We start from the raw sequence: 24,493 nt of genomic DNA on the forward strand, positions 1-24,493 counted from the left end.
CCCCAGAGTGCATAACATGCACCCGGCATGCCTGCATGGCCTGCCAGCGAAGAACACCACCCCATGAACCTGCCCCAGCCCCAAGCCCTGCACGCGCAGCTGCTCACGCGCGCCGACACCCTGCTCGTGGTGCGCCAGCCAGTGGCGCCGCCGCGCCCTGCGCCCGGCCAGCCCGGCACGGCCACCGACTACGTGCAGTCCACCCCCGAAATCTTCGTCGCCGTGCTGGCCGACGAAGATGCACCGCAGGGCTGGCGCACCCTGGCCTTCAATGGCCATGTGGACCTGGGCACGGGCATACGCACGGCGCTGGCGCAGATCGTGGCCGAGGAACTGGAAGTGCCGCTGGACCGCCTGGACATGGTGCTGGGTCATACGGCTGCCGCCCCCAACCAGGGGCCGACCATTGCCAGTGCCAGCATCCAGATCTCGGCCGTGCCGTTGCGCCGCGCGGCCGCCCAGGCGCGCGAGCAACTGCTCGCGCTTGCTGCACGTCAATGGAATGTGGCCGCAGACCATCTGCAGGCGCGCGAAGGCCTGGTGCGCTTTGCCGATGGCAGCGATGCCCGCCAGCTCGACTATGGCGAGCTGCTGCGCGGCCAGCAACTGCAGCTGCAACTGGCGCCCTCCGAGCAGGATGTGAAGCTAAAGCCTGCCAGCGACTACCGGCTGGTGGGCCGAGGCGCAGCGCGCGTGGACATTCCCGCCAAGGCCACGGGCGAGCTCAGCTTTGTCCACGATGTGCGCGTGCCGGGCATGCGCCATGGCCGCGTGATCCGCCCACCGCATCCGGGCCGCGACGGCGGCGACTTCATCGGCCGCTGCCTGGTGACCGTGAACCACGACTCCGTGGCACACCTGCCCGGCAATGTGCAGGTCGTCACCGAAGGCGATTTTGTCGGCGTGGTCGCTGACCGCGAGGAACAGGCCATTGCCGCCATGCGCGCGCTGCGCGTGCAATGGAAGGCCGTGCCGGCCGCGCCAGATCTGTCCGACCTCACCTCGGCCATCCGCGCCAATCCGGCCCAGCAGCGCGCCCTGGTCGATCAGGGCCCGGTGGATGACGCCTTCGCCGGCGCAACCACCGTGCTGCGCCGCAGCTATGTCTGGCCCTACCAGATGCATGCATCCATTGGCCCATCCTGCGCCGTGGCAGATTTCAGCGAGGGCCGGCTCAAGCTCTGGGCAGGCACGCAGAACCCCCACATGCTGCGCACCGACCTGGACCGACTGCTGCAACTGAGCGAAGAGCGCATCGAGATCGTTCGCCTGGAAGCCGCAGGCTGCTATGGCCGCAACTGCGCCGACGATGTCTGCGCCGACGCCGCCCTGCTGTCCATGGCCGTGGGTGCGCCAGTGCGCGTGCAGCTCACACGCGAGCAGGAACACCAGTGGGAACCCAAGGGCACAGCCCAGCTCATGGACGTGAGCGCGGCCATCGACGCCCGGGGCGAACTGCAGGCCTACGACTTTTCCGTGCGCTACCCATCCAACGACGCACCACTGCTGGCCCTGCTGCTCACGGGCCGCATCCCGGGCCAGCCGCGCACGCTGGAGATGGGCGACCGCACGGCCGTGCCGCCCTACCGCTACGCCAGTCAGCGCATCACCTGCCATGACATGGCGCCCATCGTGCGTTCGTCCTGGCTGCGCGGCGTCTCGGCCCTACCCAACTCCTTTGCCCATGACTGCATGATCGACGAGCTGGCCCATGCAGCCAATGCAGACCCCGTGGACTACCGCGTTCGCAATCTGGACGACACGCGCGCCATCGAGCTGATCGAGGCCACGGCCCACCACGCAGGTTGGCAGCAAAATCACACGGGAAGCCGGGGCCGGCCCGGCGCCGACGGCATGCTGCACGGGCGCGGCGTGGCCTATGCGCGCTACATCCACAGCCGCTTTCCCGGCTTTGGTGCAGCCTGGGCCGCCTGGGTCATCGACATCACCGTGGACCCCACCAGCGGACGCATCGCCGTGCAACGCCTAGTCGTGGGCCAGGACACGGGAATGATGGTCAATCCCGATGGCGTACGTCATCAGATCCACGGCAACGTCATACAGACGCTGAGCCGCAGCCTGATGGAAAAGGTGGCTTTCAACGACCATGGCGTGGCCAGCCGCGAATGGGGTGGCTACCCCATCATCGGCTTCCGCGATCTGCCGCCCATCGAAGTGGTGCTAATGCCCCGCCAGGAGGAACCACCCATGGGCGCAGGCGAATCAGCCTCGGTGCCAGGACCCGCCGCCCTGGCCAATGCATTGTTCGATGCCACGGGCCGGCGGTTCTATGCGGCCCCGTTCACACCCGATGCGGTGCGTGCCGTGCTCCACGCCACGCCCCCATGCGGACAGGACAGGCCCGCCTGATCACGTTTACTCCTTCAGAGCACCCGCGTGCCGCAGGCACTGCAAGCGCCACTCGGCATCAGCCTGCAGCTCCAGCGCTGCCAACAGAGCCCGCGTGGGCGCCATACCCTGTTGAGTCATGAAGCCTATAGGAGTGACCAGCTCGGGCGATCGCAGCGGCCGTGCGATCAGACCCGGCATGTGACGCACCGTGGCCACCATGGCGCCTGGCAGCACGGTGACCATGGCACCTCCATCCCCTGGGATACTCTCGGCCACGGCCATGACCAGGCTCAGCACGGAATTCGTTTCCATGGCGGGCAGCACCTCGCGCTGCACGGTAGCGAAGGCCTCGTCGATTACCGTGCGGTTGTGCATGTCGGGCGTGAGCAGGCAAAGCGGTAGGGCTGCCACCTCGCTCCAGGCGATTTCGGGCCCAAAAGCAAAGGGGCGGCTGTCGCACTGTGTATCCCGGCACAGCAGATAGTAATGTTCCTGGTACTGCAGCCAGGACTGCAGGCGCGGGCCACGCCGCGGCAGTCTGGCGCTGTATCCCAAAGCCAGGTCCAGGGACAGATCCTCGAGTCCGGTTTCTATCTCGGCCGAACTCATGGACAGCACCACGGGCATGATGCCGGGATGCCGCTGACGCAGCATGGCTGCGAAGCGCGTGAGCATGGGCATAGCCGTTGGCACGGCTGCCATGTGCAACTGGCCGCGCAGTGCTCCTGCGGCAGCACTCAGTTCCTGGCGCAAACTTTCCTCTGCGCGCAGCATGGCCAGGGCCGTAGTCAGCACCTGCTCGCCCTCGGGCGTGAAACCCGCAAACGACCGCCCCCTGCGCACGATGACGGCACCGAACTCATCCTCCAGCGCCTTGAGCGCATTGGATAGTGCAGGCTGCGTGATATGGCATGCCTGCGCCGCCCTTGCGAAATGGCGGTGCTCATTGAGCGCCACCAGATAACGCATGGAGGTCAGAAGGTTCATCAGGTATTGCTGCTAACCGTGATCGTGGGGAACTTGCTGGAGAAGTCCTTGGCCTTGAGAGCCACCTTCACGGCCAGATCGCGCGCCACCTTTTTGTAGACCTGTGCGGCTTCACTCTCGGGCTCGGCCACCACCGTGGGCTTGCCGCTGTCGGCCTGCAGGCGGATCTGCAGCGACAGGGGCAGTGCCCCCAGATAGTCGATGTTCTGCTCGCCGGCCATCTTCTTGCCGCCGTCGGCGCCAAAGATATGCTCGACGTGGCCACAGTTGGTGCAGACATGGGCAGCCATGTTTTCGACCAGGCCGAGAATCGGCACACCGACCTTCTCGAACATCTGAATGCCCTTCTTGGCATCGATCAGGGCGATGTCCTGGGGCGTGGTCACCACCACGGCACCCGTCATGGGCACGCGCTGGGACAGCGTCAGCTGGATGTCGCCGGTTCCGGGCGGCATGTCGACCAGCAGATAGTCCAGATCCTTCCAGTTGGTCTGGCGCAGCATCTGCTCCAGGGCCTGGGTGGCCATGGGGCCGCGCCAGATCATGGCCTGGTCGTTGTTGACCAGCAGACCGATGGACATGACCTGCACGCCATGGTTCTCCAGCGGCTCCATGGTCTTGCCGTCATGGCTTTCGGGCTTGCCCGAAACACCCATCATCATGGGCTGGCTGGGGCCGTAGATGTCGGCGTCCAGAATGCCCACGCGGGCACCTTCGGCGGCCAGCGCCAGCGCCAGATTGGCCGTGGTCGTGCTCTTGCCCACGCCGCCCTTGCCGGACGAGATGGCGATGATGTTCTTCACGCCGGGCAGCAGCTGCACGCCACGCTGCACGGCATGCGAGGCCACCTTGGTGGTGATGTTGACCGAGACATTGCCCACGCCGGCCACCGTCCTGGCCGCAGCGATGAACTGGCTGCGCAGCGCAGGCTGCAGGCTCTGGGCCGGATAGCCCATCTCCACATCGAACGAGACGTCGTCACCGGCAATCTGCAGATTGCGCAGGGCGCGCGTGCTCACAAAGTCCTTGCCAGTGTGCGGATCAAGCACGGTGGCCAGCGCGCTCAGAAGCGCTTGTTCTGTAACAGCCATTGGATTTAGTTTTCCAGAGGTTTCTTCAATGAGGGATAGTCTAGCGAAGCTGTCCAACCCCTGTGCACAGGAGACAATGCAGCCCTTTGCCCAAGATTTGAGAGACAGCCCGTGAAATTGAAGATGGCCGAAAATTCCCTGTTTGCAGTCCTGATGCGCTCACGCTGGTGGATCAGCTTTGCGATCTGCGCTGCGGTGGTGCTGGTGTCGCTGGCGGTGTTCCCCAAGGACATTTCGCCTTTTGCCGCTTTGGGAGCCTTCCCGTTCTTCGTCGTCGGCTGCATTGCCTGCTATAGGCAGCTGCGGGCCCCCAGCCCGGCCAGGCTGGAGCAGATTCAGCAGGTGATCGCCGAGCAGTCCTGGGCCGACTTCAGCGCACAGTTGCAGACTGCCTGGCAAGCCGAAGGCTATGAGGTTCAGCGCCTGAACCAGGCCGGCGCCGACCTGCTGCTGACGCGCAACGGCCAGACCAGCGTGGTCGGCGCGCGCCGCTGGAAAGCCGCCGCCCATGGCGTGGAGCCGCTGCGCGAGCTGCAGGCCGCACAACACAAGCTCAAAGCCGATCTCTGCGTTTACGTGGCTCTGCAGCCTCTGGGCGAAAATGCCGCCAGCTGGGCCGCGCAGAATCAATTGGTGGTGCTGGATGCCAAGTCCATCGCCACGCTGATTGCCAAGAACCAGAAAAAGAGCTGACGGCCGCCGCAGACTGTCACCAGGGCCGCCGCCGGCCCGCTCGATGGCCCGGCCCACCTACCGCCCGCGGCCCAATCCGGGCACACTGCAGCCATGGCGGCAGTGCAGTTCTCTCCCACCCTCCCATCCAGTCTTGCCGAAGCAGAGCGGCAGAGCTCCATAGGCCCTAGCTCCAGCATCGGGCAGACCGGCCTGTTGCTCAGCGGCGGCGGCGCCCGGGCTGCCTACCAGGTCGGCGTGCTGGCCGCCATCGCCGAGCTGCGCCGCGCTCGCGGTCTGCAGCATGGCCCCAATCCCTTTCCAGTGCTTGCAGGCACATCGGCAGGCGCCATCAATGTCGCAGCCCTGGCGTGCCATGCCGATGCCTTTGACAGCGCAGTGCGGCGCATGCTGCATGTCTGGGGCCATATGCATACCGAGCAAATCTACAAGGCCGACTCGCTCAGCGTGCTGCGCAGCGGCGCACGCTGGCTGACGCTGTTGTCGCTGGGCTGGGCGCTGGCCCGCTGGAGCCGCATGCGCCCGCGCTCGCTGCTGGACAATGCTCCGCTCAAAACCCTGATGAACAGCGGCCTCATGCCTTTCGAGCGCATCCCACAACTCATCGACAGCGGTCATCTGCACGCCCTGGCCATTACCGCATCCAGCTACAGCAGCGGTCAGCACATCACTTTCTTTCAGACTCGCGAGGCCTTGAGCCCCTGGGTGCGCGACCAGCGCAAGGCCGTGCAGACCCTGCTGACCGCCGATCACCTGCTGGCCTCGTCGGCCCTGCCCTTCATATTTCCAGCCATGCCGCTGCCCATGGACGGACATCTCGAGCATTTCGGCGACGGCTCCATGCGCCAGACTGCGCCCCTGGCACCAGCGATTCATCTGGGCGCCAGCAAACTGCTGGTCGTCGGCGCGGGCAGACGCCACGAGCCTGTGAGCAGCCAGCCCCAGGTCGATGCCAGCTATCCCACTCTGGCCCAGGTGGCCGGGCACGCGCTGTCCAGCATTTTTCTGGACACGCTGGCTGTGGACATAGAGCGTGCCGAACGCATCAATCACACGCTGAGCCTGATTTCACCGGCAGAGCGCATTCACAGCCGGCTGCGCCCTATCGAGGTACTGGCCATCACCCCCAGCGAGCGCATCGACGATATTGCCACACGCCACATCGACAAGCTGCCGCGGCCGGTGCGCACCCTGCTGGCCACGCTGGGCGTGCGCGCAGGCACGGGCAACCCCATGCGTGACGGCGCGCTGGCCAGCTACCTGCTGTTTGAGCAAGGCTATACCCGTGAACTGATAGCACTGGGCCGCAAAGACGCACTGGCTCGAAGTGAGGAGCTGTGCGCCTTCCTGGGTTGGCCTCAAGAATGTAACAAATGTTAATGATGCAAAAAGAGCCAGGCAAATGATGCGTGAGACACTTTGCATGACCTTCATCATCTTTCCGGCAATCGCCTAGTGACTCCATCCCCACAGCCCATCCGCGCTTCCAAATCGCTCAAGCTCTCGCTGATCCTGCCTTTTGTTGCACTGATTGCGCTGCTGACATCGACCCTAGGCATGCTCTGGTACTGGACGGGCAGCAACACGGTGTCCGCCTTGTCCGAGCAGGTTATGGAAGAGAAGGCCGAGCGTATCGCGCTGATCGTGGATCGTCACCTGCACCCGTCCAGCGCCGTGCTGGAGGCTGCGTTTCCCAGCGGCCAGCCCGTAGCTGCCGATATCCGCGAACATATTCCCGACCTGATCTCCCGGCTGTGGGTGGCGACCTCGCTGCATACCCGGCCCAATGACTATGTGTACTATGCCAATATCGCGGGCCAGGGCATTGCTCTCAAGCGAGTGGCTCCAGAACTGGGCCAGTTGCGCCTCAAGACTCAGTCCGGCGAGCACCGCAGCTACTTCAAGGTCGCCAGCATGCATGCCGAGCCGATCTATGAATCCACCGAAACCAATCTGTTCGAGCCGCGCCAGCGCCCCTGGTTCAAGCTTGCGGCGGAGTCGGCCGATGTGATCTGGACTCCTGCCTATATCGACTTCAGCGCCAAGGACCTGGTGCTCACTCGCGCACGCCGCATTCTCTCCAGCAAGGGCAGCCTAGAGGGGGTGATTGCCACTGATATTTCGCTGCGCGCACTCAATGAATTCGTCAACCAGTTGCATCTGAGCGAACATGGCCGCGCCTTCATCATCGAGGCCGACGGCTCCCTGATCGCCGCCACCGGCATGCCCAACATCCACCGGCGCGAAGACGGCAAGCTGGAGCGCATGAGCGCCGCCAACAGCCAGGACCCGCTGATTCAGGCGGTGTACGACAAAATCCAGGGCGCCTTCCAGTCCTCGCTGTCCAGCGACGGCCCCGGCACGGCCCTGCTCGAAGATGACAGGCACAACCATATTCGCATTGCCTACCGTCGCCTGAGCAATGGAGCCGGTCAGGACTGGATGGCCGTGGTGGCCGTGCCGCACAAGGACATGCTGGCCGGCGTCTACCGCCATATGGCCCTGGTGGGCAGCCTGGGCTTGCTGGCCCTGGTCGTGGCCGTCGTCATCGGCACCCGCATCTTCGGCGCCGTGGCCAACGATATGCGCTCGCTGACCCGCGCCGTGCGCCGCGTGGGCCTGGGCGAAATCGACACGCCGATCGAAGTGCAGCGCCGCGATGAAATTGGCGAGCTGGCCCACAATTTCCACCGCATGCGCCACAGCCTGTTCACCGATCCACTGACCGGGGCCAGCAACCGCAGCGCACTGCAGCATATTCTGACCACACTCACCCGCCCCCTGCCCGGCCAGAGCATGGCCGCCCCGTTTGCCCTGCTGTTTGTGGACCTGGATCGCTTCAAGCCGCTCAATGACCGCTGGGGCCATGACAACGGCGATCTGGCACTGGCCGAGATCAGCCTGCGCCTGCGCAATCTGCTGCGCCCCGATGACGTCGTGGCGCGTCTGGGCGGTGACGAGTTCATCCTCATCCTGCGCGGCGTCAGCGACGAGGAGCAGGTACAGGCCGTGCGCCTGAAGATAGAGCATGCGCTGCAGCAACCGCTGGGCACGCTGCAAGGCATTCCCGAGGGCGAAGCCGTGACCGTAGGCGCATCCGTGGGACAAGCCCTGTATCCCAGGGATGCCCAGGATGCGCAAAGCCTGCTCAAGGTGGCCGACCAGGACATGTATCGCAACAAAAGGCCTTCGGTGGGCTGAGCGCAGCCCCGGCTATCGCTTCCAATTTTGAAGCTGCTTACGCTTTATATTCATAGAATTAATATTGTTTTCAGCTTGAAAACAATATGTGCACTATGTAATTAGCTATAAAAAGCAAAGCGAATGTCGTTCCCGAACGAACTCGGCGGGCGCCGCCGCAAAACCCGCGCCCGCAGCCTGGTGCCAAGCCCTTCTAGAATGACGGGTTCTCTGTGAAAGCTGTTTCCTCATGACCGCACGCAAACTATTCGTCACCACCGCCCTGCCGTACGCCAACGGCAACTTCCACATCGGCCACATCATGGAATACATCCAGGCCGACACCTGGGTGCGTGCGCAGCGAATGCAGGGCAATGCGGTCAACTTCGTGGGTGCCGACGACGCCCACGGCGCGCCCATCATGATTGCCGCCGAAAAGGCCGGCAAGACGCCCCAGCAGTTCGTGGCCGACATCGCCGCCGGCCGCAAGCAGTATCTCGACGGCTTCCACATCGCCTTCGACAACTGGAGCAACACCGACAGCGCCGAAAACCACGAGTTGTCCAAGCAGATCTACCTGGACCTGAAGAAGGCCGGCTTCATCGAAACCCGCACCATCGAGCAGTTCTTCGATCCCGAGAAGAACATGTTCCTGCCCGACCGCTTCATCAAGGGCGAATGCCCGCGCTGCCACGCCAAGGACCAGTACGGCGACAACTGCGAAGTCTGCAGCTCGGTCTACGCGCCCACCGACCTCATCAACCCATTCTCGGCCCTGTCGGGAGCCACGCCGGTGATGAAGTCGTCCGAGCATTTCTTCTTCAAGCTCTCGGACCCGCGCGCCGTGGAGTTCCTGACCGAGTGGACGCAGAACGGCAAGCATGTGCAGCCCGAAGTGGCGGCCAAGATCAAGGAATGGTTCGGCGTGCGCACCAACCCCGACGGATCGACCAGCGAAGGCCTGGACGACTGGGATATCAGCCGCGACGCGCCCTATTTCGGCATCGAGATTCCCGACGCTCCAGGCAAGTACTTCTATGTCTGGCTGGATGCTCCCGTGGGCTATCTGGCATCGCTCAAGGAACTGCTCAACCGACGCGGCGAAGACTACGACGCCTATATGGCCGACCCCGACCTGGAGCAGTACCACTTCATCGGCAAGGACATCATCACCTTCCACACCCTGTTCTGGCCTGCGATGCTCAAGTTCAGCGGCCGCAAGACGCCGACCAGGATCTGCGTGCACGGCTTCATGACCGTGAACAACGGCGAGAAGATGAGCAAGAGCCGCGGCACCGGCCTCGACCCGCTCAAGTACCTGTCGCTCAAGATGAATCCCGAGTGGCTGCGCTACTACCTGGGCGCCAAGCTCAACGGCAAGAACGAAGACATCGACTTCAATCCCGAAGACTTCATGCTGCGCGTCAACTCCGATCTGATCGGCAAGTACGTGAACATCGCTTCGCGCGCCGCAGGCTTCATCAGCAAGCGCTTTGACGGCAGGCTGGGTCAGGTAAGCGAAGACGGCCAGGCCCTGCTGGACGCGCTGCGCGAGCAGCAAGCCGCCATCGTCGCCGCCTACGAGTCCCGCGACAGCGCCCGCGCCGCGCGCGAGATCATGCTGCTGTGCGACAAGGTCAACAGCTATGTGGACGCCAACAAGCCCTGGGAACTGGCCAAGAAGGAAGGCATGGATGCGCGATTGCACGATGTGTGCACGACCTGCATCGAAGCCTTCCGCATCCTGACCATCTACCTGAGCCCCATCCTGCCCGGCGTGGCCGCCGAAGTGGCCCGATTCCTCATCGTGCCGCCCGAGAGCTTTGCCGACGTGGTCAAACCCCTGGGCGCAGGCCACCAGATCGGCATCTACCAGCATCTGATGCAGCGCGTCGATCCCAAGCAGCTCGAAGCCCTGTTCGAAGCGCCATCTTCTGCAGGTTCGGGCCAGGCCGCCCCCGCCACCGAACCCGCCAAGGCCGAGAAGAAGGCTGCCAAGAAGGCCGAGCCCGTGATCGACCCCAATGCCCCCGGCGGCGAGCCGCTGGCCGAGACCATCAGCATCGACGACTTTGCCAAGGTCGATCTGCGCATCGCCAGGATTCTGGAATGCAAGACGGTGGAAGGCTCGACCAAGCTGCTGCAGCTGACGCTGGACGTGGGCGAGAAGGACGAAAACGGCCAGCCCAGGACCCGCAATGTGTTCAGCGGCATCAGCAGCATGTACCAGCCTGAGCAGCTGCAGGGCAAGCTGACGGTGATGGTGGCCAATCTGGCTCCGCGCAAGATGAAGTTCGGACTGTCCGAAGGCATGGTGCTGGCCGCCAGCCATGCCGACGAGAAAGCCCACCCCGGCATCTATGTGCTGGAGCCCTTCCCCGGCGCCATGCCCGGCATGCGGATTCATTGATCCTATGCCCCCTCCTGAGTCGCCTTCGGCACCTTCCCCCTGGGGGGACGACAGCCTCGCTGCGGGGCGGCGGGGCCGCCTTAGGCCCTTGCTCGCTGTCCCCGAGCTGGGCTCTGCCCTTTGCATGCTCCGCAAACCCTCGCGCTTCCTGGCCCTGGGGGCTTTTTGCTTCAGCCTGACGCTCTCGGGCTGCACCGTGATCGCCGTCACCGGCACTGCCATCAGCGTGACGGCCGGGGCCGTGGGTCTGGCCGCCGATGCCGCCATCGGCACGGCCAAGATCGTGGGCAAGGGCGTGGGCAAGGCCGCTGACGCCTTGATGGATGAGGACCAGCCCGATGCCAGCGGCGTGAATATTCGCTACCGCGATCCGTCGGCTACCGCTCCCGCAGCGGCAGAAATGCCGGCAACGTCCGCCAATACCACGCCTTCCGCGCCCTCTGACGGAATGCCGCCGCAAAACTGACGAATCACCCGCATCCGCTCACAGGAAACCGCATTGCGCTATACATCAGATAGCGCAATGCGGTTTTTTGATGCACTGGCGCGCACCCGCAAGCACAAGCGCAGCGCATAACTAAATAACCAATAACTTCCTGTTACACCACCGGGATATTGAGCTTGTCAGAGCCGGTCCGCTTCCTAGAATCCGACTCCATCGGCTCTGCCTGCTCCGCCCCTGCCCAGAAGAATGCTCGACATTCGCCACACATAACAAAGGCCGCGCACATTCAGGCATCGAGGTCATAAATCCCCCACGCGGCCTTGCGTGGGGACAACGGGAGGCCCCATGCGATCGAAACCCTTGCTCACTTCAGCGCGCCCTGCGCTATGGCTGGCTTTTGCCCTGGCAGCGCCGCTGCCCAGCCTGGCCAACCCTGCCGCCACCTCCTTGCGTGTGCAGGATGTGGCCGTGCTGGCTGCCAGCTGCGCCAACTGCCACGGCCCGGACGGCCGCTCCACGGGCGTCATTCCCCAGCTGCGCGGCCTGCCTGAGGCCCATCTGCTGCAGCGCCTGCAGGCCTTCAAGGCCGGCACCGCCAAGGACGCCACCGTCATGACCCGTCTGGCCAAGGGCTACGACGATGAGCAACTCAAAGCGCTGGCCCAGTGGTTCAGCAAGAAGGGCCAGTAAATGCAGATCAATCGTCGTCAAATTCTCGGCGGTGCCGCCGCCGGCGCAGCCAGCTTCGCCATGCCCGCCATCGTGCAGGCCAAGGCAGCCTCGGCCCATGTGGTCGTGATCGGCGGCGGCTTTGGCGGAGCCACGGCCGCGCGCTATCTGCGCCAGTTCGCGCCGCATATCCAGGTCACGCTGGTGGAGCCGGCCGAGCGCTTCTATACCTGCCCCTTCTCCAATCTGTACCTGGCCGGCCTGCGCAGCTGGGACAGCATAGGCCACGGTTACGGCGGTCTGCGCAAGGCCGGCGTGAACGTGGTCCATGCACGTGCCGACCAGGTCCTGACCGACTCCAGGCGCGTGCTGCTGTCCAACGGTCAGGCGCTGAGCTATGACAAGCTGGTGCTCTCGCCCGGCATCGATATGCGCTGGAATGCACTGGAGGGCTATGACGAGGCGGCTTCCCAGCTCGCCCCCCATGCCTGGAAGGCCGGTGCGCAGACCCAGCTGCTCAAGAAGCAGCTCGAAGCCATGCCCGACGGCGGCAAGTTCGTGATGGTCATTCCTGCCAACCCTTTCCGCTGCCCGCCCGGCCCCTACGAGCGCGCCGCCATGGTGGCGCACTACCTCAAGAAGCACAAACCCCGCTCCAAGATTTTGCTGCTGGACGACAAGGATGCCTTCTCCAAGCAAGGTCTGTTCATCCAGGGCTGGAAGGCGCTTTATGGCGACATGATCGAATGGGTCAAGCAGGCCGATGACGGCAAGGTCACGCGCGTGGATGCCAGGAACCTGGAAGTGGAAACTGCGTTCGGCACCAGGCACAAGGCCGATGTGCTCAACGTCATCCCGCCCCAGAAGGCCGGCTTTATCGCCGACCGCGCCGGCGTAACCAATGCCAGTGGCTGGGTGCCCGTCAAGCCCGAGTCCTTTGAGTCCACTCAGGTCCAGCATGTCTATGTGCTGGGCGACGCCACGATTGCCGCGCCCATGCCCAAGTCCGGCTTTGCCGCCAATACACAAGGCAAGGTGGCCGCTGCTGCGATTGCCGCCGAGCTGAGCGGCCAGCCCCTGCCTGCGGCGGCCTTTGCCAACACCTGCTACAGCCTGATCGGCGCCGACTACGGCATCTCCGTGGCCGGCGTCTACCGCACGGCAGCGGGCAAGCTGATCGAGGTGCCAGACTCCGGCGGCGTGAGTCCCTTGAACGGCGATGCCGCCTTCCGCAAGGCCGAGGCCGACTACGGCGCAGCCTGGTACAAGGCGATCAGCGCGGATATCTGGGGTGGTTGACTAGAGGCATCCCCCTGAGGCGCTAACGCGCCTTCCCCCTTCTCTCGTTGCGCTTCGCTTGCGGGAAGGGGGACGCTGGCTTTGCTGCGGGGCGGCCCTTGCTCGCCAGCCCGAGCGAAAGTTCACGCTTCATGCGCTGGATGCGAATCTCTGCCACCCGCCCTCCTCTGCTTTATTGAACGACTGATATGTTGTTGTGGTCTGTTTTTTTGCTAGGCATGGCCTTCGGCGTCGCCGCGCGGCTGGGGCGTTTCTGTCTGCTGCGCGGCCTGCGCCAGCAAATGGGGCTGGATACCGAAGTCGCGGCGGGCCAGGCACCTGCATTGCAGGCCTTTGCCCTGGCCTTGGCCGTGGCCTTGCTGGCCTCCCAGGGGCTGCAGGCTCTGGGAATGCTCGATCTGAGCCAGGCCGCCATTGCGCGGCCCAGCTTTTCCATGGCTGGCGTGCTGATTGGTGGTTTGCTGTTTGGCATCGGCATGGTGCTGGCACGCGCCTGCGGAGCACGCTCTCTGGTGCTGCTGGCGGGAGGCAATCTGCGCTCTCTGGTCACCCTGGTGTTTCTGGCGCTGGGCGCACAACTGGCCATGACGGGTGTGCTGACGCCTCTGCGCCTGTGGCTGCAGGCCCTCACCCCCCTCACTCTGGCCCAGGCCACCTTGCCCGCCTATCTGTCTTCCCTGAATACATGGCTGCTGACGCTTGGGCTGGCCTTGCTGCTGCTGGCCTACGCCCTGCTGCGTCCCGGCCTGCGTCAAAGCCGCTTGCAGTGGGGCAGTGCGTTGCTCATAGGCCTACTGGTGGCTGCCGGCTGGTGGCTGACTGCGCATATCGGGGTCGATGAGTTCGAGCCGGCCCGCCTCACCTCGCTGAGCTTCATCGGCCCGATCGCCGAGACCCTGCTCTATCTGCAACTGTCCGTGGGCCGCGAGCCCGGCATAGGCCTGGCGCTGACGGCTGGCGTGCTCGCCGGCGCATTTCTCGCAGCCTTTGGCAGTCGCACGGCACGCTGGGAAGGCTTTGACTCCACCAGCCGGCTGGCTGCCAGCGCCGGTGGCGGCCTGCTGATGGGCATTGGCGGCGTGCTGGCCGCAGGCTGCTCCATAGGCCAGGGGCTGAGCGGGCTGTCCACGCTGTCGCTGGCCAGCTTTGCGGCCGTTGCCGGCATCCTGCTCGGAGCGCTTCTCAGCCTGCGCCTGCTGCGCCAGCAATAGCGCTGGCTTCGCTTGGGTATTCACCTCCGGATCAGGACCTGCTCCTAGAATCTCCAGCCACCAGCTCTGCTTGTGCCGCGTGTCGGCTGAGAGGCAATCCCATCGCGCTGCGCCCAAGCTTGCTTCCCTCCCCCGAATCCAAGGCCTGAATCAGGCCCCATTCCCATTACAGGAGCAATGCTCATGCAACGTCGCCATTTCCTCTGGACTCCGCCCGCACTCGCCCTGGGCGCCGCTGCCGGCCCGGCAATGGCTGCACCCGCCATCATCAGCAGCCAGTCGCCCATCCTGCCGCGCAAAGGCAAGGGTCCGCGCATCGTGATCTGCGGCGGCGGCTGGGGCGGCCTCACGGCGGCACGCTATCTGCGCGAGCTGATTCCCGCTTCCGACGTCGTGCTGCTGGAGCGCAATCCGACCTTCTGGTCCGGCCCCATGAGCAACAAATGGCTGGTGGACATAGTAGGCACGGACTTCGTGAACCGCGACATGCTGCACCCGGCCAACAAATACGGCTACACGCTGCTGCAGACCGAAGTCACGGGCTTCGAGCGCGACAAAAAGCTGGTGCGCACGGCCCATGGCCTGATCGAGTACGACTTCCTGATTCTCTCGGGCGGCATTCGCAACGATTACGAGGCCTGGTTCGGCAACGACCAGCGCGCCATCGATTACACGCGCACCCACTTTCCCAACGCCTACATCCCCAACCAGGAGATGCTCTCGCTCAAGAGCAAGGTCAAGAACTTCAAGGGCGGCACGCTGGTGATGACGCTGCCTCCACCGCCACATCGCTGCCCGCCCTCGCCCTATGAGCGCGCCTGCCTGATCGCCTGGCACATCAAGAAGAACAAGATTCCCGGCAAGATCCTGATCCTCGACCCCAAGCCCAAGATCGCCCCCATCGGCGTGGGCTACAAGCAGGCTTTCGAAGAGTTGTACGCAGACATCATCACCCATGTGCCCAATGCCGGCGTCAAGGAAGTGGACCCCTTCAACAAGCAGATCAAGACCGCTGCGGGCGACTTCAAGTTCGACGACGCCATCCTCATGCCGCCCCACCAGGCCGCCGACATGGTCTGGAAGGCAGACCTGATAGGCAAGGATGCGGCCACCGGCAAGCCCACGGGCTGGGCCGATATGCATAACCGCCTGTTCCATGCCAGGAGCGATGACCGCGTCTACTTTGTGGGCGATCTGATGGGCGCGATCTCGCCCCAGTTCGGCCACTATCCCAAGAGCGGCCATGTGGCCAACTACATCGGCAAGATCGTCGCCCGGAACATTGCCGAGCGCGTGGCCGGCAAGGAGGTCGTGGCCCGGCTGCCCGACAACCTCTGCTACATGATGGTCAACGGCGACCCTCAGGAGGAAATTTCGGTGAAGTTCGAATACGAGGTGGACGCCAGCGGCCAGGTCAACCAGACCCAGATCGACATGGATGTGCGCACCTCCGATCTGGTCAAGGAAGACTTTGCCTGGATCAACGGCAAGTTCGGTGATTTCCTGGGCACTTAAATCTCCCCCTGAGCGGCTTTGCCGCTTCCCCCTCTCTCTTCGGGAGGGGGACGACGCCCTCTGCTAGGCGCCCCCGCCGCGAGGCGGCTCTTGCTTGGCATCTCTCGCTTGGAGCCGGTGCGAGTTTTGAAGTTTTGTTGATTGGATTGAAGAGAAGCAATGTTCAAGAACACCACCCGTAGAAGCATGGTGCTGAGCGCGGCGGCAGCCGGGGCCAGCCTGGCCCTGCCCGCCCCTGCTCTCGCCCAGGCCAAGGCTCCGTTGGTCGGGCCGCTGGCCCCCAACCCGGCCGAGTTCAGAAAAGCCATGGAGCAGTTCACGGGCGGCAAGCCCGGCCTGGCAGAAGGCCTGCAGCTGGAGGTGCCCGTGCTGGCCGACAACCCCAGCGCCGTGCCCGTCAAGGTCAAGGTGACGCTGCCCATCACCGAGCAGGACTGGTGCGAGGAGATCATTGTGCTGGCCGAGCTCAACCCCTCGCCGCTGACCTGCCGCATGCAGTTCACCGCAGCAGCCGGAACGGCCGAAGCGGCGGTGCGCATACGCCTGTCCCAATCGCAGACTGTTCACGCGCTGGCGCGCATGAAGAGCGGCAAGGTGCTGGTCGCCAAACAGGCGACGACCGTGGCCGCCAGCGGCTGCGGCATGTGAATCTGGCCCCCCTGAGTCGCTGCGCTCCCTTCCCCTCTGTTGTGCCACGCTTTGCGTGGCCGAGGGGCACACCGCCCGCGCGGCAGGGCGGCCATTGCGCGGCGGTTGCTGGCCCAGGCCCAATTCTGGTATGGAGCGTAGCTGCATCCACATTCACGATAGATGCCTGAACTGAAAGGAATTTTGATGAATAAACCACCCCGCGTATGGGTCAGCAATGCCAACCCCAAGAAAGGCGAAGTGCTGCGCGTGCGCGCGCAGATGGAACATGTGATGGAAAGCGGTCTGCGCACCGACCCGGCCACGGGCAAGGTACGCCCGCGCAATATCGTCAGCCGCTTTGAAGCCAAGCTGGGCAATACCTTGCTGTTTGCCTGGGAGCCAGGTATTTCGATTGCCCAGAACCCTTATATCGAGTTCACCTTTGTGGCGCGCGAAAGCGGCGAGCTGAATATGCAGTGGAAGGACGAGCAAGGACAGACACTGAGCGCCCAGAAGACGATCAGCGTCGCCTGATCGCGAGAGCCATGAGAAATGGCGCCCCACGCTTGCCCACTACGTGTGGCCGCGGCCCCGGCGTTTTCATCTTGGGGCGGCCCGGCGATAAAAAAGCCCCGCCCGGTTTGCACCGGAGCGGGGCTTTTTTCATGGATCATGGATGACAGGCCTCAGTTGCCCTGATAGCGGCCGGGGCGATGGCTGATCCACAGGAACATGCTCATGATCACCGCCGCGAGCACCGAATACGCCACACGCTCCAGCGGCACGATGGCCAGCGCCAGCAGCACAACAGTGCAGTCGATCATCATCTGCACCTTGCCGGCGCGAATGCCGTAGCGGTCCTGCAGGTAGAGAGAGACGATGGTGGCTCCGCCCAGGCTGGAATGATGCCGTGCGAGGAACAGGCAACCCGATCCCATGAGCAAGCCCCCAGCCACGGCCGCATAGAGCGGATTCAGATAGTCGATATGGATGAAGCGCGGGCCCACATCGGCCATCAGCGCCAGCATGGCAACCGAGACAAAGGTCTTGATCGTGAACTCCGCGCCCATGCGCTTCCAGGCAAACCAGTAGAACGGCAGATTGATGACGAAGAAAATGGCGCCGAAAGGCAGTCCCGTCACATAGTGCAGCAAAAAGGCCGCGCCCGCCGTGCTGCCCGTGAGCAGTCCCGCCTGCGCAAACAGCATCATGGTGATGGAGACAAACAGCGAGCCCGTGAACAGGGCCTGCGCGTCCTCGAAGCGGCCATGGCGCAGGCCCGAAGTGGCCGGTGCAGCAGCAGCGGGGGCATCCATGCGGCCGGCCAGAGCAGAACTGGCCGAAGAAGATAGCGGTGTCGACATGTCGGGTAAGACAGCAAGATTGATGCCCATGATCTCGATAAAGACCGGGACGAGCCGGTGCGGATAACACCGGGAAACCCCTTAATTTTACGGATGGACTCATGCTGTATGCACATGATTTGCTGCAACGCAACAAATCCCGAAGGGGAATTTCAGGCGCAATTCCGTCGAATATTTCAAGCTTTTTGGCTTCCATCGCTTACCGGTAAAGCGCTAAAAGCTATTAATTCAGAAGCATCTCGACTCCCCCGCCACCACAGCATTCAGGCCCTCTCCAGACCAGAGGCAAAAAAGCCCTGTCTGCACCATCGCAAACAGGGCTTTGAAGAGATCCGGTGGCTTTGCAGGCGATCAGCCGCGCGGCTCGTCGGGCAGGCGTTCGCGGTTGAGCGTGCGCAGCACCCGGCCATCGGCGCCAAAGGTCACCGTGAACTGCATCTCGCGCGTGGGCGGATCGATGTAGTTCCAGTCCCAGTCGGTTTCCTGCTTGAGCTTGTAAGTCATCATCTTGGCAGGCTTGCCCAGCATGCGGCGCACCTCGTTTTCCTCCATGCCGGGCACGATCTTGGCAAACACATGCGGGGCCAGCACCTGGCGCAGCGCGCTCATCTTGCCGTCAGTGTCTATGGTGATCATGTAGTTCCTGGCACCGGCCGGCTGACGGTTGTACTCGAAGGTTCGCGAGCCGTCTTCCTCGTTCCAGATGCGCTCGGGCTCGCCGAACCGGGCGCGCACATCGGCCTCGGTGGACAGGCCTTCCTCCAGCTCCTTGATCTTCTGCTCGTCGCAGCCCAGCAGCGCCAGGCTGCTGATAGCAGCCGCCGCCAGGGCCGCTGTCACACGGGAAAAAATATTCATGGGCTTGGATCACAATGCTTGCCAGACAGAATGCGAATTCTGACATCAAGCCACCCGCGCACGCGCGCCACTTTTGCAAACGCTTGTCAAAACGGAGCTATCCCCAGTGAGCACAACCATAGAGCAGCTGTTTTCCCAATTCACCAGCGCCGCACAGGCGGCTCAGGATCAGCAGGACAAATGGCTGATCATCGATCCCGTCTACGAGCACCTCGAAACACTGCAGGACGCCGCACTGGAGCAGGTTCTGCCGCATATCCTGACGCTGATCGAAACCTATCCCGAACTGGACTATGGCGGCCCCGGTCCGTTCGGCAGTCTGATCGAGGAGCACCCCATGGCCGCCTACACCCCGGCCTTGCTGGCGTCGCTGGAACGTCAACCCAGCGTGCAGGTGATAGGCTGGCTGGACCGCACCATGCGCGTGGACGAGGATTTCCAGCGCAATGACCCGAACCCGGTTGGAGCCACCGAATTTGCCGCTGTGCTGCGCAAGATCGTCGATTCGCCGCTGGCCTCGGACGACTGCAAGGAGTTCGCGCAGATCTGTCTCAAGGATCTATAAGAACGAGCTTGCGATCTCCTCGCGCCGCGACAGAGGCTTTGCGGGATGGAATGCCAGGGGGCGGCCCCGCGCGCGCGATACCGTAGCAATAGCCGTGCTATTGCGAGGATTTGCGCGGCCGGCGAGGCAACGCCGCATACCGCCCCTGACCGGGCGCCCGCAAAGACACTGTCCCGGAGGGTTGGCGCGAAATCGGACGATTTCTGCACTCTGTCTCTTGCTTGCACCCCGGTGCAAGCGGCGAGCCATCGCTTCGAACTCATCCCGATTGCGCTCCAACGCGGCTGCGTAGAGATCGCAAGCACGTTCTAAAGGCCCGGAGCGGGCCTGGCGTCCGCGACGGGCTAAAATCCGCTGTTCTGAGAGGTTTTACACATATGTCTTTCTTCCGCCGCCCCGACTACCGTTCCGACACCACCAACTTCATCAACGACCTGAAGCAGCAAAAGCCCGAGCTGGACAAGCAACAGCAAGCCGGTCGCGCCCTGCTGTGGGACAAGGACGTGAACTATGAAGTCTGGGAAGATCTGCGCGCCGGTCGCGTGGAACAACAGCCCTACGTGTACCAGACCAACCATTCCTGATCTTTTCGATGAAATCAGCCTCAAGCGCTTACTCATCAAGCGCGCTCAGCTCTGCAATCCATAGCAGACCATGAGCGAGGCTGAAGAACAGACCCTGTTGCCGGGCCAGAACCCGGACGCTTCTGATCCGTCGCCTTCGGTCGTCGATCAGGTGGCCCTGGCACGCCTGTACGGTGAGCCCCTGTTTGCGCTGCCCCAGGATCTCTATATCCCGCCCGATGCGCTGGAAGTCTTTCTCGAAGCCTTTGAAGGCCCGCTGGACTTGCTGCTCTACCTGATCCGCAAGCAGAACTTCAATATCCTCGACATCCCCATGCTGGACGTGACGCGCCAGTACATGACCTATGTGGACGAGGTGCGCAGCCGCAATCTGGAGCTGGCAGCCGAATATCTGCTGATGGCGGCCATGCTCATCGAGATCAAGTCGCGCATGCTGCTGCCGCCCAAGAAGCAGGAGGATGGCGAGGAAGCCGAGGATCCGCGCGCCGAGCTAGTGCGCCGCCTGCTCGAATACGAGCAGATGAAGCTGGCCGCCCAGCAACTGGGACAGCTGCCCACCTACGGGCGCGACTTTCTCAAGGCCACGGTCTATATCGAGCAAAGCCTGCAACCGCGCTTTCCGGATGTGGAAATCGGCGAGTTGCAAGCCGCCTGGCGCGACATCCTCAAGCGCGCCAAGCTGGTGCAAAGCCACAAGATCACACGCGAAGAGCTGTCGGTGCGCGAGTACATGAGCCAGATCCTCAAGCAGTTGCAGGGTCAGCGTTTTGTGGAGTTCGAGCGCATCTTCAATCCGGAAAAAGGCTCGACCGTGCTGGTCGTCACCTTTATCGCCATGCTGGAGCTGGCCAAGGAAACGCTGATCGAAATCACCCAGGCCGAAGCCTACGCGCCCATTTATGTGCGCCTGGCCTATACCCCGGTGTGAGGCCGGAGAACAGTTGCAAGGCCTCGGCCTTGTAACCCTATGGCCCACCAGAAGTTCAGCAAGGGCTTACATTCGCATCCTGGGCTGCAGCACGCCAGCCTCCTGTTCCACCGCGCCTTGACGCGACACACACGACATGACATATAGCGTCAAAGAAATTTTCTACACCTTGCAAGGCGAAGGCGGCCAGGCCGGCATGCCCGCCGTGTTCTGCCGCTTTGCGGGCTGCAATCTGTGGACTGGCCGCGAGCAGGACAGACCCAAGGCCATCTGCCAGTTCTGCGACACCGATTTTGTCGGAACCGACGGCACGCTGGGCGGCAAGTTCGCCACGGCCGATGAACTGGCCGAGCGCATTCTGGGCCAGTGGCCCGCCGACGACAGCCGGCACCGCATGGTGGTGTTGACGGGCGGCGAGCCTTTGCTGCAGGTCGACCAGGCCCTGATCGCAGCCCTGCATATGCGCGGTTTTCGTATCTCGGTGGAAAGCAATGGCACGGTGGCCGCACCCGAAGGCATAGACTGGCTGTGCATCAGCCCCAAGGCCGGTGCGGACTGGATTCAGCGTAGCGGGCAGGAGCTCAAGCTGGTCTGGCCTCAGCCCACGTTCGATCTGGCGGCCATTGAAGCCAGCACCGAGTTCCAGCACTATTTTCTGCAGCCCATGGACAACGCCCAGCAGAGCAGCAATATTGCCGCCTGTATCGCGCAATGCATGCTGCGCCCCGGCTGGCGCCTGAGCCTGCAAACCCACAAGCTCACGGGAATTCGATGACCCCCCCCCTGAGTCGCTTCGCGCCTTCCCCCTCTCTCGCTACGCGGGAGGGAGACGACAGCCTCGCTGCGGGGCGGCCCTTGCTTGCTGTCACTAGCGTTGGTGCGCGCCGGTTGCATGCGCAAAGTCAGAAATAACGTTTATGCAGTTCACCGTTCACCAGCGTTTTTTCTTCGATGCCGCCCATACCCTGGAGCGGGCTATCGAGACCGAGAGCAGCCGCCGCATTCACGGCCATACTTACTGGGCGGAAGTCAGCGTGAGAGGCCCGCGCAATCCGGACAACGGCATGGTCATCGACCTCGGCCACCTGCGCGCGCGCCTGGAGTTGCTGCGCGATCAGCTAGACCATCACTTTCTCGATGAAGTGCCGGGCCTGGGCAAGCCCACGCTGGAAAACCTCTGTCTCTTCATCGCCAATGCCCTGGCCGACCTTGAGCCTGCGCCCAGCCGCATCCGCGTCTGGCGCGACAGCATCGGCGACGGCTGCGTGCTCGATCTGCCCTGAAGACAGCCACCGCATAGGCCCCGAAACGCCCCCCAAAAAAAGGCCCCGCTATTGCGGGGCCAGCTTGCTGAGAGTCAGACGGCTTCCCCACCAGGAGGCCTAACTCGGCAAGATCATCAGACAGCAGAGTGCGGCAGCCGCCGCAGCTCTTTGCTGCCCATGCTCTTAGAAATTGTGGCGCAGGCCGATTTCGTAGCCCGTCAGGCTCTTGCCCACAGCGGGTGTAGGGCTCAGCGACGAACCCAGCTTGCGGGAAGCCTTGTCGTCGTTGCTCATGCGTGCCACGGCCGCATAGATTTCGGTGCGCTTGGACAGCTTGTAGCCATAGCCCAGGGCCAGACGCTGGGAGTCCGCATCGCTTTGCTTCTTGTCCTTGTACCAGGTGTAGGCAGCGCGCAGTTCGCCGGCGCCCAGAGGCATTTTCACGCCCAGGCTGTACAGATCGACACGCTTGCCGTTGCCGCGGTCGGACGCGATCAGCAGCATGGGAGTGACAACGCCGAAGTTATAGGAAGCGCCCAGATTCATGGTCTTGTAGTCCACGCCAGCGGCAGCCGTGCCGCCGCGGGCGATGCCGTAGGCTGCGGCAACGTTCAGGGGACCGTTGGCATAGCCCAGACGCAGGCCGGTGGAGCTGGCCAGGCTGTGGTCGTCGGCCTGCTCGCCAAAGCTGTGGGTCAGCTGACCGTAGACGCCACCCAGCTTGGGCAGCAGATAGCTGATGGCATTGGAGTTGCGCTTGGGGTTGGAGCCTTCGGAAGTGCCTGCAGCCGAGCCGCTGATCAGGTTGTGGCCGTTGATGGCGCCCATGCCGGTGTCACCGAAGGCATGAAAGGTCTCCAGGTTCTGGTAGGCGGGGGTCTTGTCGCGACCCAGGCGGACTTCACCGAAGTTGCCCAGCAGGCTGACGGTGGAGCGGCGATCGAACTTGAAACCGGAAGCCGTGCCGTCGTCCACGCCCAGGCTGCCTTCCAGCCAGAAATCGGCCTTCAGGCCTCCGCCCAGATCTTCCACGCCGCGAAAGCCCAGACGGCTGCTGGAGTTGCCGCCGTTGGCCAGGCCGGAAACGCTTTTGCCGGTCGTGGAGATGTGGGCCACCGACACGTCGGCCACGCCAAAGACGGTCACGCTGGATTGAGCCAGGGCACCGGCGGAAACGGTCAGGGCGGCAAGGGCGAGAAGAGTTCGTTTCATGCTGTTCACTTGTTTGTAGAAATGAGAAAGCCCATGCAGTACGGAGATGGCCTGCCTTGGACGGGCCCCGTCTGGGACTGAAGTCATTAAACAAAGTAAAAATGAAACATTAGTTACAACCCTTAAATTCTCAACAAAACAACAATCTCAACCACAATCGTCACATCGTCCTACATCAGCGGTTGGCAGAACTATCGACATCGAGAATGCGCAGGCGCCGCATTTCCCTGTCAATGCCCTCAATGAACTACATGGGTTTTACCGATCGCATTTAGACTTGCGTGATTTTTCGCAAGCACAGGCCTGCCCCATTCCAGCAACGCGCAAAGCGCCCCAGAGAGACAACCATGTTCCGCACCCTGCTCAAATCCAAGATCCACCGCGTCAAGACCACGCAATGCGAGCTGCACTACGAAGGCTCCTGCGCCATCGACGAGGATCTGCTGGATGCCGCCAACATTGCTGAAAACGAACAGGTCCATATCTGGAATATCGACAACGGAGAGCGCTTCGTGACCTACGCCATCAAGGGCGAGCGCGGCTCGGGCATGATTTCCGTCAACGGTTCGGCTGCCCGCCGCGCCAGCGTGGGCGATCTGCTCATCATTGCCGCCTTCGCCCAGGTTCATGAAAGCGATGTGGCCGAGCACCAGCCCCAGCTGGTCTTTGTGGACGACAGCAACAAACAGGTCGAGCTGCGCCACAAAGTGCCCACCCAGATGCTGTAAAAACGGCTTTTGCCTCCAACACCGAGCGAGAGAACTCCATGCCTCATCTGCATATTGAATACACCGACAACCTGACCGGCCTGAACGAGCGCGAGCTGATGCGCGACATCAACGCAGTGGTCTGCTCCCATCCCTCCGTTCTCGATGAAGCCGATGTGAAGGCCCGTATTGCCCGCCTGAACATGGACCATGTCTATATCGGCACCCAGCCCGAAAAGCGCGGCTTTGTCCATGTACACCTGCAGCTGATGGCAGGCCGCAGCACCGAAGCCAAGAAGCAGATGTCGGACGGCATTGCCGAAGTCCTGCGCCGCCTCGTGCCCCAGCCTGCCGATGTGATGGTGCAGCTGAGCGTGGACGTATCCGATATGGACAAGGCCACCTACTTCAAGGGTCGCCTCTAAGTCCTTCACGACTCCCGCAACAGCGCCCGCAGCCCATGCTTGCGGGCGTTGCTGTTTCAGGGACATCGGCCTGAATAAAAATCGCCTTGCCTTCTCCAAAGGC

Annotated in this window: 24 protein-coding genes; 19 read left to right on the forward strand and 5 right to left on the reverse strand. The window is 63.1% G+C overall.

Features of this window, described 5'->3' with window-relative positions; genetic code table 11:
• The first annotated feature begins 63 nt into the window (after positions 1–63).
• Positions 64–2,370 carry a molybdopterin cofactor-binding domain-containing protein gene (locus FSY45_RS18575; protein WP_148748166.1) on the forward strand — a complete coding sequence of 769 codons (2,307 nt, stop codon included), beginning with the start codon at positions 64–66 and terminating at the stop codon, positions 2,368–2,370.
• 6 nt (positions 2,371–2,376) lie between these two features.
• On the opposite strand, the gene FSY45_RS18580 is transcribed toward FSY45_RS18575, so the two are convergent.
• A complete protein-coding gene (locus FSY45_RS18580; protein WP_148748159.1) occupies positions 2,377–3,339 on the reverse strand; it encodes a LysR family transcriptional regulator in 963 nt (320 codons plus the stop codon).
• Complete coding sequence (gene apbC, locus FSY45_RS18585; protein ID WP_003065831.1) at positions 3,339–4,430, reverse strand: iron-sulfur cluster carrier protein ApbC; 1,092 nt, start codon at positions 4,428–4,430, stop codon at positions 3,339–3,341. The genes FSY45_RS18580 and apbC overlap by 1 nt, the downstream gene beginning before the upstream one ends.
• A gap of 123 nt (positions 4,431–4,553) precedes the next feature.
• Between apbC and FSY45_RS18590 the strand changes: the two genes are divergently transcribed.
• The 11 genes from FSY45_RS18590 to soxZ all read left to right on the forward strand — a co-directional run bounded on the left by FSY45_RS18590 (position 4,554) and on the right by soxZ (position 17,016).
• The gene (locus tag FSY45_RS18590; protein ID WP_053284206.1) at positions 4,554–5,123 is read left to right on the forward strand and encodes a restriction endonuclease; all 570 of its coding nucleotides are present in this window, start codon (positions 4,554–4,556) and stop codon (positions 5,121–5,123) included.
• A 93-nt stretch (positions 5,124–5,216) separates the two neighbouring features.
• Entirely contained in the window at positions 5,217–6,503 is a 1,287-nt protein-coding gene (locus tag FSY45_RS18595; protein ID WP_012839626.1) for a patatin-like phospholipase family protein, read from the forward strand.
• A gap of 75 nt (positions 6,504–6,578) precedes the next feature.
• Positions 6,579–8,324, forward strand: coding sequence for a sensor domain-containing diguanylate cyclase (locus tag FSY45_RS18600; protein ID WP_148748160.1), 1,746 nt, complete (start codon positions 6,579–6,581; stop codon positions 8,322–8,324).
• Positions 8,325–8,553: 229 nt separating this feature from the next.
• Positions 8,554–10,713 carry a methionine--tRNA ligase gene (metG, locus tag FSY45_RS18605; protein WP_057093322.1) on the forward strand — a complete coding sequence of 720 codons (2,160 nt, stop codon included), beginning with the start codon at positions 8,554–8,556 and terminating at the stop codon, positions 10,711–10,713.
• A gap of 124 nt (positions 10,714–10,837) precedes the next feature.
• On the forward strand, positions 10,838–11,179 hold the full coding sequence (locus FSY45_RS18610) for a hypothetical protein (RefSeq protein ID WP_057093325.1): 342 nt from the start codon (positions 10,838–10,840) through the stop codon (positions 11,177–11,179).
• A gap of 339 nt (positions 11,180–11,518) precedes the next feature.
• Complete coding sequence (locus FSY45_RS18615; RefSeq protein WP_003065819.1) at positions 11,519–11,848, forward strand: c-type cytochrome; 330 nt, start codon at positions 11,519–11,521, stop codon at positions 11,846–11,848.
• Positions 11,849–13,126, forward strand: coding sequence for an NAD(P)/FAD-dependent oxidoreductase (locus FSY45_RS18620; protein WP_003065818.1), 1,278 nt, complete (start codon positions 11,849–11,851; stop codon positions 13,124–13,126).
• Positions 13,127–13,314: 188 nt separating this feature from the next.
• The gene (locus FSY45_RS18625) at positions 13,315–14,337 is read left to right on the forward strand and encodes a YeeE/YedE family protein (RefSeq protein WP_057093328.1); all 1,023 of its coding nucleotides are present in this window, start codon (positions 13,315–13,317) and stop codon (positions 14,335–14,337) included.
• A 183-nt stretch (positions 14,338–14,520) separates the two neighbouring features.
• Entirely contained in the window at positions 14,521–15,852 is a 1,332-nt protein-coding gene (locus FSY45_RS18630; RefSeq protein ID WP_148748161.1) for an FAD/NAD(P)-binding oxidoreductase, read from the forward strand.
• 159 nt (positions 15,853–16,011) lie between these two features.
• Positions 16,012–16,500 (forward strand): thiosulfate oxidation carrier protein SoxY, encoded by a 489-nt coding sequence (locus FSY45_RS18635; protein WP_003065811.1) that lies wholly within the window; start codon positions 16,012–16,014, stop codon positions 16,498–16,500.
• 186 nt (positions 16,501–16,686) lie between these two features.
• Positions 16,687–17,016 (forward strand): thiosulfate oxidation carrier complex protein SoxZ, encoded by a 330-nt coding sequence (gene soxZ, locus FSY45_RS18640; protein ID WP_003065807.1) that lies wholly within the window; start codon positions 16,687–16,689, stop codon positions 17,014–17,016.
• 152 nt (positions 17,017–17,168) lie between these two features.
• Here the strand turns inward: soxZ and FSY45_RS18645 are convergent, their stop codons facing one another.
• Complete coding sequence (locus FSY45_RS18645; protein ID WP_148748162.1) at positions 17,169–17,876, reverse strand: YitT family protein; 708 nt, start codon at positions 17,874–17,876, stop codon at positions 17,169–17,171.
• Positions 17,877–18,197: 321 nt separating this feature from the next.
• Positions 18,198–18,704, reverse strand: a complete 507-nt coding sequence (locus FSY45_RS18650) for an outer membrane protein assembly factor BamE (protein WP_148748163.1) — start codon at positions 18,702–18,704, stop codon at positions 18,198–18,200.
• A 106-nt stretch (positions 18,705–18,810) separates the two neighbouring features.
• On the opposite strand from FSY45_RS18650, the gene FSY45_RS18655 reads away from it, so the two are divergent.
• From FSY45_RS18655 to FSY45_RS18675, 5 genes are all read left to right on the forward strand, one after another.
• Positions 18,811–19,269, forward strand: coding sequence for a hypothetical protein (locus tag FSY45_RS18655; protein WP_012839635.1), 459 nt, complete (start codon positions 18,811–18,813; stop codon positions 19,267–19,269).
• A 377-nt stretch (positions 19,270–19,646) separates the two neighbouring features.
• A complete protein-coding gene (locus FSY45_RS18660; RefSeq protein ID WP_003051953.1) occupies positions 19,647–19,853 on the forward strand; it encodes a DUF3460 family protein in 207 nt (68 codons plus the stop codon).
• A gap of 70 nt (positions 19,854–19,923) precedes the next feature.
• Positions 19,924–20,781, forward strand: a complete 858-nt coding sequence (locus tag FSY45_RS18665; RefSeq protein ID WP_003065796.1) for a ScpA family protein — start codon at positions 19,924–19,926, stop codon at positions 20,779–20,781.
• Between the two features lie 136 nt (positions 20,782–20,917).
• On the forward strand, positions 20,918–21,556 hold the full coding sequence (queE, locus tag FSY45_RS18670; RefSeq protein ID WP_057093335.1) for a 7-carboxy-7-deazaguanine synthase: 639 nt from the start codon (positions 20,918–20,920) through the stop codon (positions 21,554–21,556).
• A gap of 142 nt (positions 21,557–21,698) precedes the next feature.
• Positions 21,699–22,064, forward strand: coding sequence for a 6-carboxytetrahydropterin synthase (locus tag FSY45_RS18675; RefSeq protein WP_057093337.1), 366 nt, complete (start codon positions 21,699–21,701; stop codon positions 22,062–22,064).
• Positions 22,065–22,229: 165 nt separating this feature from the next.
• On the opposite strand, the gene FSY45_RS18680 is transcribed toward FSY45_RS18675, so the two are convergent.
• Positions 22,230–23,258, reverse strand: coding sequence for a porin (locus tag FSY45_RS18680; protein ID WP_003065789.1), 1,029 nt, complete (start codon positions 23,256–23,258; stop codon positions 22,230–22,232).
• Positions 23,259–23,605: 347 nt separating this feature from the next.
• On the opposite strand from FSY45_RS18680, the gene panD reads away from it, so the two are divergent.
• Positions 23,606–23,986: an aspartate 1-decarboxylase gene (gene panD, locus FSY45_RS18685; protein WP_003065787.1), complete on the forward strand. Its 381-nt coding sequence runs from the start codon at positions 23,606–23,608 to the stop codon at positions 23,984–23,986.
• Between the two features lie 38 nt (positions 23,987–24,024).
• Positions 24,025–24,390 (forward strand): 5-carboxymethyl-2-hydroxymuconate Delta-isomerase, encoded by a 366-nt coding sequence (locus FSY45_RS18690; protein WP_003065785.1) that lies wholly within the window; start codon positions 24,025–24,027, stop codon positions 24,388–24,390.
• Positions 24,391–24,493 lie beyond the last annotated feature (103 nt).

Source organism: Comamonas sp. Z1, from assembly GCF_008121555.1.
Classification (GTDB): domain Bacteria; phylum Pseudomonadota; class Gammaproteobacteria; order Burkholderiales; family Burkholderiaceae_C; genus Comamonas; species Comamonas thiooxydans.

Coding starts and splice junctions, on each gene's coding strand:
- apbC (WP_003065831.1), bottom strand. CDS start 4,430: ATGGCTGTTACAGAACAAGCGCTTCTGAGCGCGCTGGCCACCGTGCTT.
- FSY45_RS18630 (WP_148748161.1), top strand. CDS start 14,521: ATGCAACGTCGCCATTTCCTCTGGACTCCGCCCGCACTCGCCCTGGGC.
- FSY45_RS18580 (WP_148748159.1), bottom strand. CDS start 3,339: ATGAACCTTCTGACCTCCATGCGTTATCTGGTGGCGCTCAATGAGCAC.
- FSY45_RS18665 (WP_003065796.1), top strand. CDS start 19,924: ATGAGCGAGGCTGAAGAACAGACCCTGTTGCCGGGCCAGAACCCGGAC.
- FSY45_RS18645 (WP_148748162.1), bottom strand. CDS start 17,876: ATGGGCATCAATCTTGCTGTCTTACCCGACATGTCGACACCGCTATCT.
- FSY45_RS18680 (WP_003065789.1), bottom strand. CDS start 23,258: ATGAAACGAACTCTTCTCGCCCTTGCCGCCCTGACCGTTTCCGCCGGT.
- FSY45_RS18620 (WP_003065818.1), top strand. CDS start 11,849: ATGCAGATCAATCGTCGTCAAATTCTCGGCGGTGCCGCCGCCGGCGCA.
- FSY45_RS18635 (WP_003065811.1), top strand. CDS start 16,012: ATGTTCAAGAACACCACCCGTAGAAGCATGGTGCTGAGCGCGGCGGCA.
- FSY45_RS18675 (WP_057093337.1), top strand. CDS start 21,699: ATGCAGTTCACCGTTCACCAGCGTTTTTTCTTCGATGCCGCCCATACC.
- FSY45_RS18595 (WP_012839626.1), top strand. CDS start 5,217: ATGGCGGCAGTGCAGTTCTCTCCCACCCTCCCATCCAGTCTTGCCGAA.
- FSY45_RS18610 (WP_057093325.1), top strand. CDS start 10,838: ATGCTCCGCAAACCCTCGCGCTTCCTGGCCCTGGGGGCTTTTTGCTTC.
- soxZ (WP_003065807.1), top strand. CDS start 16,687: ATGAATAAACCACCCCGCGTATGGGTCAGCAATGCCAACCCCAAGAAA.
- panD (WP_003065787.1), top strand. CDS start 23,606: ATGTTCCGCACCCTGCTCAAATCCAAGATCCACCGCGTCAAGACCACG.
- FSY45_RS18625 (WP_057093328.1), top strand. CDS start 13,315: ATGTTGTTGTGGTCTGTTTTTTTGCTAGGCATGGCCTTCGGCGTCGCC.
- FSY45_RS18590 (WP_053284206.1), top strand. CDS start 4,554: ATGGCCGAAAATTCCCTGTTTGCAGTCCTGATGCGCTCACGCTGGTGG.
- FSY45_RS18690 (WP_003065785.1), top strand. CDS start 24,025: ATGCCTCATCTGCATATTGAATACACCGACAACCTGACCGGCCTGAAC.
- FSY45_RS18575 (WP_148748166.1), top strand. CDS start 64: ATGAACCTGCCCCAGCCCCAAGCCCTGCACGCGCAGCTGCTCACGCGC.
- FSY45_RS18650 (WP_148748163.1), bottom strand. CDS start 18,704: ATGAATATTTTTTCCCGTGTGACAGCGGCCCTGGCGGCGGCTGCTATC.
- metG (WP_057093322.1), top strand. CDS start 8,554: ATGACCGCACGCAAACTATTCGTCACCACCGCCCTGCCGTACGCCAAC.
- queE (WP_057093335.1), top strand. CDS start 20,918: ATGACATATAGCGTCAAAGAAATTTTCTACACCTTGCAAGGCGAAGGC.
- FSY45_RS18660 (WP_003051953.1), top strand. CDS start 19,647: ATGTCTTTCTTCCGCCGCCCCGACTACCGTTCCGACACCACCAACTTC.